This is a genomic window from Pseudomonas sp. NFPP24 (assembly GCF_900112095.1).
Classification (GTDB): Bacteria; Pseudomonadota; Gammaproteobacteria; order Pseudomonadales; family Pseudomonadaceae; genus Aquipseudomonas; species Aquipseudomonas extremorientalis.
The window spans coordinates 394,725-405,965 of record NZ_FOKD01000002.1 but is presented as its reverse complement, the minus strand read 5'-3'; the positions used below and the strand labels follow the sequence as shown (position 1 = coordinate 405,965).

The following is an 11,241-nucleotide window of genomic DNA, read 5'->3' as shown; positions in this document are numbered from 1 at the left end:
GCCGCAAGGGGTTGTGAGGCAAGGCGGCCAGGCAGGTGTCGACTTCGCAGGCGTTGAGCAGTGCCGGGATCTCGACCAGCACGGTTCAGAACTCATAGTCGACGCTGGCAGTGAGGGTGCGCCCTGCGCCCGGAATGCCGTAGAGCTGGAAGCCATCGAGGGACGCGCCGACCTGGCTGTAATAGAACGTGTTGAACACGTTGTTGAGGTTGAGGTTGACCGTGGTGTCCTTGTTCACCTTGTATTGCGCGGCCAGGTTGCTCAGCCAGTAGCCGGGGGCTTTTTCGTGGTCGCGGGTGTAGATCGCGTAGACCCCGGACGGGCCGTTGGCGTAGCTGCTGTTGTTGTTCAACCCGCCGACGTATTTGTTGTCGGTGTAGCGGCGCCGGCCCACGTATTGCTCGCCGTAGCTGAGGCTCAGGGCGTCGGTGACGGCGTAGGTGGTCCACAGGTTGGCGGTCAGGTCCGGGACGTTCTTGGCTTCGGCGCCTTTGTTGATGCCTTTGGTCTGGGTGCTCTTGAGGGCCGAGAAACCGCTATAGGCGGTCCAGCGTGGGGTGATATTACCTTGCAGGCCCAGCTCGATGCCGTCGACGCGCTTGGCGGGCAGGGCGCGTACCGGGGCGGATTCGCCGTCCTGGTATTCCCAGGCGTTGTCCAGTTCGGTGCGGAAGATCGCCGCCGTAACGTTGAGCATGTCATGGGCGATGTCCCACTTGGTGCCCAGTTCATAGGTCTTGGATTTGGCCGGGCTGTAACGACGGGTGCTGGCCGCGCCGTAGATCTGGTTGTTGGTGGACGCGCCCAGCGCCGAGGGCTGCGCCGCCTCGCTGTAGGACACATAGATGCTGCCATTGGGCAACGGTTTGAACACGGCGCCAACCCGACCGCTGACGGCACCGTCGGTACTGCTGATCGTCGCCTGGCCGCGCTGGCGGGTTTCGGCGCGCCAGTTGTCGTAGCGCAACGAGCCGAGTACTTGCCACTGCTCGTTGAGGGTGAGGGTGTCGCCCAGGTAGAGACCGGCGTTTTCGATCACCGAGCGCGGGTCGCCTTCGCCTTTGGTCACGTAGGTGCTGGCGAAGCTGTGGCTGGGGTCGTGCATATCAAACAGCATGTTGCCTGCCGGCACTTCGGCGTTGCGTTTCAGGCCGCCGTAGGTCTCGTGATAGAACTCCAGGCCGCTGACCACCGCGTGCTGCAGGCTGCCGGTGGTGAGGTTGAAATTGAAGTCGGTCTGGTTGTCCAGGATGGTGTAGCGCTTGGACAAACCAAAGTCGCTGCCGCGCAGGATGCCGTAGGCGGTGTTGCTGTTGTTTACGTAGTCGGTGTAGGCATTCACCGTGCTGCCCGGCACTTGGCTGATCGGGCCTGCGCCGGTGTAGCCCAAAGTCGCACAGCGGGTGCCGGTGCAGGTCTTCTGGCCGCTGGCGTTGGCGGCGAAGAAGCGCGCCGGCGAGAGCACGGCGAAGTTGTCGCTGCGTTCCCAGCGCGTCTGGTTGCGCAGGTTGGCGTCGTTCCAGGCGAAGTCATGCTCAAAGCGCGCCGTGAGCGAGGTGGTTTTGTTCTCTTGGGTGTAGAGGTGGGAGTCGCCGTACCAGTTGGAGCGTTTCACGCCCGGCATGCGGTCGCCGTTGGTGCCGCGCTGGATCGGCACACCGCCGTCCGGGGTGTTGGTGTCTTTCTGGTAGAAGGTGTCGATGAACAACCGCGTGTCGGTGCCCAGGCCGAAGCCGAACGAGGTGGCAATGCCCCAGCGGTCGTAGTCCACATCGTCGCGTTCGGCCACCTGGTTGTAGTGCTTCATCAGGTTGATGCGCACGGCGCTGGTGTCGTTCAGCTGTTTATTCAGGTCGGCAGTGAGGCGGCGGTAGCTGTCGGTGCCGATCCCGGCCGAGACTTTGTTGGCATCGCCCAGATGCGCTTCCTTGCTGACCAGGTTGACGCTGCCGCCCACGGCCGAGACCCCGGACTCAATGGAACCGGTGCCCTTGAACACTTCGGCCTGCTGCAGGTTGAAGGTGTCGGTGCGCGTGGACATGCCGGCATCGCGCACACCGTCGACGGTCAGGCTCTGCTCGGAAGAAAAACCGCGGATCGAAAACAGGTCGCCCCAGCCCAGGTTGCCCTCGCCGGACATAAAGGTAATGCCCGGGACATTGCGCAACACTTCCTGCAAGGTCTGCGCGTTCTGCTCCTTGAGCACCTGTTGCGGCACGATGGTCACGCTTTGCGGTGCGTCCAGCAGCGGCTGGCTGATCTTGGCCGAGGTGACGCGGTCCACCTTGAAGGTGGAAGTGGCTTCGCCGTCGATCTTGATTTCCGGCAGGCTCAACACCGAATCGCTGGACGTGGCGGTTGGGGCGCCAGCCAGGGCCACCGGTGCGACGCTGCCGGCAGCCAGCAAACCGAACATCGGTGCCAGGGTGGTGTGCCGCGTGTGGCGGTGAGGCGTGGGCAATGATAGGGGCAATGACATGGTAGCGTCCGAGTCTAAATTACAATTACTCTCATTTAGGTTCGGTAGTCTAAAGAGCGATTCCTCCTGCCATACCCCAGGTTTGTATCGCTGATGCGTGATTAGGGTTTCCCACAACATTCCATTACATTTGCCTGCGCTGCCGGCTGAATTTTCGGCTATTTGCTGCGTTTCATCGTTTTTCGGATTGACTGCCCATGGCCAAGCAAGACCACCTGCTGATCGTTGACGACGACCCGCAAATCCGCCAACTGCTCTGCGACTACCTGAGCGACGCCGGCTTCCAGGTATCCACCGCCGCCGACGGCAAGGAAATGCGCCGCCGCCTGGCGCTGAATGTGATCGACCTGATCGTGCTCGACCTGATGCTGCCCGGCGAAGACGGCCTGAGCCTTTGCCGCGAACTGCGGGTTAACTCCAACACGCCGGTGGTGATGCTCACCGCCAAGGGCTCGTTGATCGATCGTATCGTCGGCCTGGAAATCGGCGCCGACGATTACTTGCCCAAACCCTTCGACCCACGTGAGTTGCTGGTGCGGATAAAAGTGGTGCTGCGCCGGGTACAGAGCTTTCCCGACCGCGCCCGCCTGGATGAAGCGCCGAGCATTCGTTTCGCAGGCTGGCAACTCGACACGCGGGCGCGGCAATTGCTGTCGCCGCAGGGCGTGGTGGTCAGCCTGGGCAACTCGGATTACCGCGTGTTGCGCCTGCTGTTGCAGCACCCCAACCGCCCGTTGAACCGCGACTTTCTGCTCAACCATGTGTTCGACAAGGACAGCACGCCGTTCGACCGCTCCATCGATGTGTGCGTCAGCCGCCTGCGCTCGCAATTGCCGGCAGGGTTGATCAAGACCGTGCGCAACGAGGGCTACATGCTCACCGCCGATGACGTGGTGTTGGAGTCGTGAGACTGCTGCCGCGTTCGCTGTTCGGCCGGCTGGTGCTGATTCTCGTCAGCGGCATGCTCGCCGCGCAGGCCCTGACCAGTAGCATCTGGTACGACCGACGCCATGGGCAGGTGCTGGAAATCCCGGCGCGGTTGATCGCCACGCGCCTGGCGGACGTGGTGCGCCTGGTGCACAGCGATCCGCAGCAAGCGGATGTGCTGATCAAGCTGCTCGACACGCCAAACTTCCGCCTGACCCTCAGCGACCAGGCCAGCAACACCCCGAGCACCCTGCACGAAAGTGACCGGCCCACCGAGCGATTGATCAAGAAGGTGCTGTCGGAAAAAACCGGTTACGCCCAAACCCTGATCCTGTTGCGCCTGTCTCTGGTCGATGGCGACGGGCAGACCGCCGGCCTGTCAACCTTGCTCGTTTCCCAACCGGTGGTGGGACAATTTTTGATCGACCTGCGCCTGCCCGACGGGCGCTGGTTGCAGGTGGATGCCAGTGAAGAGCAGGGCTGGACCAGTACCTCGCCGCTGGACCTGCTGTTCGATTACGTGATGCGCATCTACCTGCTGCGGGTGCTGGTGTTGGTGGTGATCGCGCTGGTCGCGGTACGCCTGGCGATTCGCCCGCTCAACACCCTGGCCAAGGCCGCCGAGGCGTTGGGCCGGGATATCCAGCGCCCGCCGCTGTCGGTGGACGGTCCCACTGAAGTTCGCCGCGCCGCCCAGGCATTTAATGCGATGCAACAGCGGCTGATCGCCAACATCGCCGAGCGCACGCGTTTCCTTGCGGCGATTTCCCACGATTTGCGTTCACCGATCACACGACTGCGTCTGCGCACCGAGATGCTTGAGGACAATCGCACCAAGGAGCGTTTTCGCAGCGATCTGGAAGAAATGGAGCACATGGTGTCCAGCACGCTGGATTTTGTCAGCAGCGGCGAAATCAACGAGACGCGGCAGAACATCGATATCAACGCCTTGCTGCAAAGCCTGCAGGCGGACTTGCAGGACGTTGGCGAGCAGGTGGTGATCGAAGGCCGGGCGAAGCAGCCATTGCCGGGGTATGCCCGCAGCCTTAAACGTTGCGTGCAGAACCTGCTGGAGAACGCTGTGCGTTATGGCCGTGATGTGGTGGTGCGGGTCGAGGACCAGGCGGACAGCTTGAAGATCGTCATCAGTGACCGTGGCCCCGGGATTCCCCGGGAACAGTTGGAGCAGGTGATGGAGCCGTTCTATCGCGTGGAAGGTTCACGCAATGCCGAGACCGGCGGGTATGGCCTGGGATTGAGCATTGCCCACACCATCGCCAAGGCGCATGACGGGCGTTTGGCGTTGCGCAACCGGGACGGCGGAGGGCTTGAGGTGGAACTGGTGTTTCAACGCAAATCCTGAATGTGGAACGCAACTGAATGTGGGAGGGGGCTTGCCCCCGATTGCTGGCTGTCAGGCACTGAATAGGAGACTGGTATACCGCTATCGGGGGCAAGCCCCCTCCCACATTTAAATCTTCAGCGTGGCTTTACGCCCCGTGGCACTTCTTGAATTTCTTCTCGCTGCCGCACGGGCAAGGATCGTTGCGGCCCACGTCCTTCAGGGCATTGCGCACCGGCTCCTGGTGAGCGTGGCCGCAGTTCGGGCCGTGGACATGGCCGTGGTCGTGATCATGGTGATCGTGATCATGGTTGCAGTCAGGACCATGGACATGGGGTTGCTGAGTCATCGATGTCGCTCCGGAATAAAATCGCCGGGGATTATCTCGCCATTGTGATTCACCTGCACGTCATAACCGATGAATAATCCGGTTTTCAGCTCGCCTTCGAGGCGATAGGGCACGGGGCGGTCGGGTTTTTTCAGCATCTGCACCACATCGCGGATCTGTGGCCAGAGGTTGGTGCGCACCGACACCTTGAAAAAGGCATGGCCGCGCGGCGGCACGGTAAGCCATTGGTTGGACTCGCCTTCGGTCAGCACAAAGTCATCCAGCGTCACTTTGTAGATCAGGCCACGCACGGTCAGGTCGGCGTCGTCGCGATTGTCCACGCGAAAGTACAGCTTGAATTTCTGCTCCAGCAGCTTGGCTCGCACCACTTCGACCTTCACCAGGGAGATGTGGGGCGGCGGCGCGTCGTCCTCGAACCACGACGCGCAGCCGGTCAGGCCAAGGGTTAACGCCAGCATCAAGCTGTAGATCCGGAGCATGGCGTGAGTCCTGTGGTGGCTATAGATAGCTGGAACAACACTTCTTGAATTTTTGCCCGCTGCCGCACAGGCAGGCATCGTTACGTCCGGTCTTCACTTCCACGGTCGGGTCGATGAAGTACCAGCGCCCGTCATTCTGTACGAAAGAAGACTGCTCGCGGTGACTATGTTCGCCGGTGCTGTCATGCCAGCGCGCGGTGAAGGTCACGAACGCGTGTTCCGGCTGGCCGCCGAATACCTCGGAGCTTTCCACTTCAAGGCCGAGCCAGGTGCTCTGGGCGCTCCACGCGGCGATGGCGGCACGGTCCAGGCCGGGCTGTTGCGCGGGCAGCGTGGTGGCAACCAGATAGTCCACCAAGCCCAGTACGTAGGCGCTGTAGCGCGAGCGCATCAACGCGGTCGCGCAGGGCGCGGGGTGCCCGGCGTGATAATGGCCGCAGCAGGCATCCAGCAGGTTGCCACTGCCGCAGGGGCAAATGGATGTACTCATCGGGTTACCACCAATACTTTCCGAAGTTTTCCGGGTTGGCCCAGAAGCGGGCATTGAGCCAGTCCGGTACCTGTTTATAGTCAAGCAGATCATAGGTAAACAGCGTCAGAACCTGTTCGTCACGCTGGAAACGCTCGCCGGCCTGCAGGGCCAGGGAGAAGAAGTCGGTGTCCTTCCAGTCGCAGGCCCCCAGGTCAACCAGCACCGCAATGCGGCTGGCGTTGAGGTTGCGGATACCGCCCAGCAGGGTCAGGCCTTGCGGTTTTGACAGGTGCTCCAGGCAATCCACCACCAGCGCCAGGTCAAAACGCTGCGCGGCCAGCTCCGCCGGCAGTGGGCCGGGTGGGGCAACGGCAACCTGGGTGCCGGGGTGTGCTGCTTGAAAAGCCTCCAGCGCCGGGAACTGGCTGGCGCCCAACAGCAACAGGCGTTTGGGTTGGTGCAGGTCGAGCAAGGCGGCCAGGGCCTGCTGGGGTGTACGGTCAGAAATACCGGCGGTCATCAGAGATCCTCACATCAGGACCGTAGAGACTAGCGCGGCTGAGCGTGCGGGCCTAGAGCGGGTGGTGGCGAAAACTCCTACGAGGGCGACGATCCTCAATGAATACGGGGGCGCGGCGTAGTGGCGCAGATGAAAAGAGCCGTCTTTACTCCACTCATCGGCCCCCGCCGATCCCCTCAGGAGAAATCAGATGAGCATCATGCGGACAGCTCTACCCTTGGTTCTGCTAACCGGAGTATTGACAGGTTGCGCAGGTTTGCAAAAAACCGACTGGCCCACCTGCGCCGCCGTTGGCGGTGTGACCGGTGCGGCGATCGGTGCCACTGAAAGCTCGGCCTATGCAGGCTATGGCGCGTTGTTGATCGGCGGTATGGCCGGCGCCTATTGCTGGGTGCATGGCGACGGTGACGAAGATGGCGATGGCGTGCCGGACAGCCGCGACAAGTGCCCGGGCACGCCAAAAGGTGTGCAGGTGGATGCCAATGGTTGCCCGCCCGCACCGCCACCGGCCGTGGTTGAGGAAGTGGTCGTGGTCAAGGAGGAAACCATCGTGATCCGTGACGTGCACTTCCAGTTCGACTCGGCGAAGTTGACGGCGGCGGATACCGCCAAGCTCGACACCGTCGCCGCCCGCCTGAAACAGGAAGCCCCAGGCGCCCAGTTGCGTGTCAGTGGCCACACCGACAGCGTCGGCAAAGAGGCCTACAATCAGAAACTCTCGGAAAAACGCGCGCATTCGGTGGTCGAGTACCTGATCAAGTCCGGCGTGCCGCGCAGCAGTTTTGTATCGGTGACCGGTGCAGGCGAGAGCCATCCGGTAGCCGACAACAAAACCGCTGAAGGCCGTGCCTTGAACCGTCGTACGGAAATCCAGATCAACCGCTGACGGCCCTGCCCCTGTGGGATACACAGGGGCATTGCTGCCAATCCTCCCCCTTTATCAACTTTTTTGATCCTTCACTGGCAAAGCGCCTGCGGAAGTCGTTACTGTGCGTCCAAAGAAAAACTAGAAATATTTTTTGAAAAAAATCAGGGGAGCTCCATGATGCGTAAGGTTTTTCTGTTGGCCCTGTTGGTCAGCCCCGTTGCCCTGGCCCAGAGCGTCAGTGTTGAACCCAACTCGTTGATGCGCCTGCCCAACAGCACCAGCGTGTTGCAATTGGAGCGCCTGGAGGTGGCGGACTACGGCACCTTGCTGATTCCCGCCAACATCAGCCAGGTCTCCGTGGATGAGCTGCACCTGGGCCGCGACGCCCGTATCGCCATTGTGCCCGGCAACACCGCTCTGCAATTGCAGGTGCGCCATGCGCAATTGGACCACGGTAGCCAGATCACCTCCCGCGGCGCTCCCGGCACCCACGAAAAACCGGCCAAGTCCGGGCGTGACCTGACCTTGCGTATCAACTCCCTGGCGGCAGAAGAACTCTCGGTGGACGCCCGTGGCGGTGCCGGCGCCCAGGGTTATGCCGGGCTGGATGGCGCCAACGGCGAAGACCCAGGGTGCACCTGGGGCTCGGCCGGTCGCGGTGCCAACGGGGATAACGGCGGTGATGGCTTGCCTGGCGCGTCGGGCGCGCAGGTGCGGGTCGAGTTGCCGCAGGACTTTCCGGCTGACCATATAAAGGTCTGGGTCGATGGCGGTCCCGGTGGATTGGCCGGCACGGCGGGCAAGCCGGGCAAGGGCGGCCAGTCCAAAGGCTGCCTGGTGTACCGCGCCGATGGCGGCGAGAAAGGCCGTCCAGGCTTGGAAGGGCAGCCGGGGCCGGCTGGGCCTGCGGGGACTGTGACCATCCAGCGGCTTTGAATTGCCTGGTCTGACGCCATCGGGGCAAGCCCCCCCCCACAATTGGACTGCATTCCAACTGTGGGAGGGGGCTTGCCCCCGATAGCGGACTAAAGCCTGCCTCAGAACATCGGTCGAGCCGAAGCAATCGCCACCACCACCAACCCCACAATCAGGTTAATGCCCACCAATCGGCGAATCTGCCCCAGCACCGCCGCACCCGCCGGCCAATCCTCAGCCGCCACTGCCTTGCGCAACTCCGGGAACTTCAGCGCCTGGATGCGGATAAACAGCGCCGTCATCACCAGATACAAACCCATCATCACCTGCACATAACGCGGTGCCGTCTCAAACCCGTTGAAGCGCAAGTGCAGCAGGCCAATGCCGCTGATCGGCAAAACCGCCACGGCGATCCACACCCATACGAAAAAACGTTGAAACACATTTGCCCATAATTTGAGCCGGGCAGGGCCTTCAAGTGCCGCCACAGCGGCGGGGCGCAGGATCATCCAGGCGAAAAACATACCGCCGACCCATACCAGGGCGGCCAATACATGCAGGGTGTAAGCGAGGCTAAACGCGGTCATTGTGGTACTCCGTTCTGCGCGGGATTCATTAGCGGGGTATGATAGCCGCCGATCCGAACCACTGAAAATTTATCCAGCGTTTTTTGCGCCCGACTATCCATGATCAGCACTGAACTCAAAACCACGATCCAGGGTGCCTATTCGCGTTTTCTCGAAGCCAAGAGCTTGAAACCGCGCTACGGCCAACGCCTGATGATCGCCGAAGTGGCCAAGGTCCTCGGGGATATCGACACCGACGACGAAGGCCGCCGCGAGGGTGAGCCCGCGGTCGTGGCCGTCGAGGCCGGCACCGGTACCGGCAAGACCGTGGCCTACAGCCTGGCCGCGATCCCGACCGCCAAGGCCGCCGGCAAGCGCCTGGTGATCGCCACCGCCACCGTCGCCCTGCAGGAGCAGATCGTCTACAAGGACCTGCCCGACCTGATGCGCAACAGTGGCCTGAGCTTCACCTTCGCCCTGGCCAAAGGCCGTGGCCGCTACATGTGCCTGTCCAAGCTCGACGTGCTGTTGCAGGAAGGTCACGCGCAAACCGCCACCGCCCAGCTGTTCGAAGAAGAAGGCTTCAAGATCGAAGTCGATGAAGCCAGCCAGAAGCTGTTTACCAGCATGATCGAGAAACTGGCCGGCAATAAATGGGACGGTGACCGCGACAGCTGGCCCACCGCCCTGGAGGATTCCGACTGGGCGCGCCTGACCACCGACCACAGCCAGTGTACCAACCGCCATTGCCCCAACTTCGGCCAGTGCGCCTTCTACAAGGCTCGCGAAGGCATGGGCAAGGTCGATGTGATCGTCACCAACCACGACATGGTGCTGGCCGACCTGGCCCTGGGCGGCGGTGCGGTGTTGCCGGACCCGCGCGACACCCTCTATGTGTTTGACGAAGGCCACCACCTGCCCGACAAGGCCATCGGCCATTTCGCCCATTACACGCGCCTGCGCTCCACCGCCGACTGGCTCGAAACCACCGCGAAGAACCTCACCAAACTGCTGGCCCAGCACCCGCTTCCGGGCGACCTGGGCAAGCTGATCGAACAGGTGCCGGAGCTGGCGCGCGAGATCAAGACCCAGCAGCAATTCATGTTCAGTGCCTGCGAGCAGGTGGCCGACTTCAAGCCCGGTGAAGATGTGGAGGGTCGTGAGCGTCCCCGCCATCGTTTTGTCGGTGGGCTGATCCCCGAGCACATGCGCGAAATGGGCATCGAGCTGAAGAAAGGCTTTTCACGCCTGACCGATCTGTTCACCCGTCTTACGGATTTGCTCAAGGAAGGCATGGACGGCGAGGTCAATATCGGCATCGCCAGCAACCAGGCCGAGGAATGGTATCCGCTGTTCGGCAGCCTGCTGTCCCGTTCCCAGGGCAACTGGGAGCTGTGGACCGCCTTCACCGTCGAAGACCCGGAAGACAACCCGCCCATGGCGCGCTGGCTGACCTTGTCGGAAAGCGGTGCGCTGTTCGATATCGAGGTCAACGCCAGCCCGATCCTGGCCGCCGAAATGCTGCGCCGCAACCTGTGGAACGTGGCCTATGGCTGCCTGGTGACCTCCGCCACGCTGACCGCGCTGGGCACCTTCGACCGCTTCCGCATGCGCGCCGGCCTGCCGAAAAAAGCCGTCACCGCCGTGGTGCCGAGCCCGTTCCATCACGCCGATGCTGGCGTGCTGCGGGTGCCGGACCTCAAGGCCGACCCACGGGACGCAGCGGCCCACACCGCCGCGATCATCCGCGACCTGCCGGAGCTGGTCGAAGGTTCGCGCGGAACGCTGGTGCTGTTCTCGTCACGCAAACAGATGCAGGACGTGTTCGACGGCCTCGACCGTGATTGGCGCAAGCAAGTGTTTATCCAGGGCAACCTGTCCAAGCAGGAGACCCTGAACAAACACAAGGCGCGTGTAGACGGCGGCGACTCCAGCGTGCTGTTCGGCCTGGCCAGCTTCGCCGAAGGGGTGGACTTGCCGGGTGCCTATTGCGAACACGTGGTGATTGCCAAGATCCCGTTCTCGGTGCCGGACGATCCGGTCGAGGCGGCTTTGGCCGAGTGGATCGAGGCGCGGGGCGGTAATCCGTTCATGGAGATCTCGGTGCCGGATGCTTCCTTGAAGCTGGTCCAGGCCTGCGGTCGCCTGCTGCGTACCGAAGAGGACCGGGGCACCATCACCTTGCTTGATCGGCGTCTGGTCACCCAGCGCTATGGCAAGGCTATCCTGAATGCCTTGCCGCCTTTCAGGCGCGAAATTTCTTAAGCCACTGTGGGCGGTTTCGCCCACTTCGTGGTCTATCTCACTGTATTTCATCAGGCCAT

General features: G+C 62.2%; 11 protein-coding genes. 5 read left to right on the top strand and 6 right to left on the bottom strand.

Annotated elements, in window-relative coordinates; translation table 11 throughout:
* Positions 1-85: 85 nt before the first annotated feature.
* Positions 86-2,479, bottom strand: coding sequence for a TonB-dependent receptor (locus BM026_RS05605; RefSeq protein WP_093527658.1), 2,394 nt, complete (start codon positions 2,477-2,479; stop codon positions 86-88).
* A gap of 197 nt (positions 2,480-2,676) precedes the next feature.
* Here BM026_RS05605 and BM026_RS05600 point away from each other — a divergent pair, with 197 nt between their 5' ends.
* Positions 2,677-3,387 carry a response regulator gene (locus tag BM026_RS05600; RefSeq protein WP_058425253.1) on the top strand — a complete coding sequence of 237 codons (711 nt, stop codon included), beginning with the start codon at positions 2,677-2,679 and terminating at the stop codon, positions 3,385-3,387.
* On the top strand, positions 3,384-4,769 hold the full coding sequence (locus BM026_RS05595) for an ATP-binding protein (protein WP_093527656.1): 1,386 nt from the start codon (positions 3,384-3,386) through the stop codon (positions 4,767-4,769). The genes BM026_RS05600 and BM026_RS05595 overlap by 4 nt, the downstream gene beginning before the upstream one ends.
* Before the next feature lie 127 nt (positions 4,770-4,896).
* Here BM026_RS05595 and BM026_RS05590 read toward each other — a convergent pair whose 3' ends face one another.
* From BM026_RS05590 to BM026_RS05575, 4 genes are read right to left on the bottom strand one after another with little or no spacing between them, the layout of a single operon-like run.
* Positions 4,897-5,097 carry an SEC-C metal-binding domain-containing protein gene (locus BM026_RS05590; RefSeq protein ID WP_003189235.1) on the bottom strand — a complete coding sequence of 67 codons (201 nt, stop codon included), beginning with the start codon at positions 5,095-5,097 and terminating at the stop codon, positions 4,897-4,899.
* On the bottom strand, positions 5,094-5,576 hold the full coding sequence (locus BM026_RS05585; protein ID WP_093119293.1) for an LEA/WHy family protein: 483 nt from the start codon (positions 5,574-5,576) through the stop codon (positions 5,094-5,096). Before BM026_RS05585 ends, BM026_RS05590 begins: the two co-directional genes overlap by 4 nt.
* 19 nt (positions 5,577-5,595) lie before the next feature.
* A complete protein-coding gene (locus BM026_RS05580; protein WP_058425250.1) occupies positions 5,596-6,066 on the bottom strand; it encodes a YchJ family protein in 471 nt (156 codons plus the stop codon).
* A 4-nt stretch (positions 6,067-6,070) separates the two neighbouring features.
* Positions 6,071-6,568: a DUF6231 family protein gene (locus tag BM026_RS05575; RefSeq protein WP_071488834.1), complete on the bottom strand. Its 498-nt coding sequence runs from the start codon at positions 6,566-6,568 to the stop codon at positions 6,071-6,073.
* Positions 6,569-6,758: 190 nt separating this feature from the next.
* Between BM026_RS05575 and BM026_RS05570 the strand changes: the two genes are divergently transcribed.
* Both BM026_RS05570 and BM026_RS05565 read left to right on the top strand, forming a co-directional pair.
* Positions 6,759-7,454, top strand: a complete 696-nt coding sequence (locus BM026_RS05570) for a PA1041 family peptidoglycan-binding anchor lipoprotein (protein WP_092241215.1) — start codon at positions 6,759-6,761, stop codon at positions 7,452-7,454.
* A gap of 159 nt (positions 7,455-7,613) precedes the next feature.
* The gene (locus BM026_RS05565; RefSeq protein ID WP_093527742.1) at positions 7,614-8,372 is read left to right on the top strand and encodes a hypothetical protein; all 759 of its coding nucleotides are present in this window, start codon (positions 7,614-7,616) and stop codon (positions 8,370-8,372) included.
* 101 nt (positions 8,373-8,473) lie between these two features.
* On the opposite strand, the gene BM026_RS05560 is transcribed toward BM026_RS05565, so the two are convergent.
* Entirely contained in the window at positions 8,474-8,938 is a 465-nt protein-coding gene (locus BM026_RS05560; protein WP_071488836.1) for a CopD family protein, read from the bottom strand.
* A 99-nt stretch (positions 8,939-9,037) separates the two neighbouring features.
* Between BM026_RS05560 and dinG the strand changes: the two genes are divergently transcribed.
* Positions 9,038-11,182 carry an ATP-dependent DNA helicase DinG gene (gene dinG, locus BM026_RS05555; protein ID WP_071488837.1) on the top strand — a complete coding sequence of 715 codons (2,145 nt, stop codon included), beginning with the start codon at positions 9,038-9,040 and terminating at the stop codon, positions 11,180-11,182.
* The last annotated feature ends 59 nt before the right edge of the window (positions 11,183-11,241 follow it).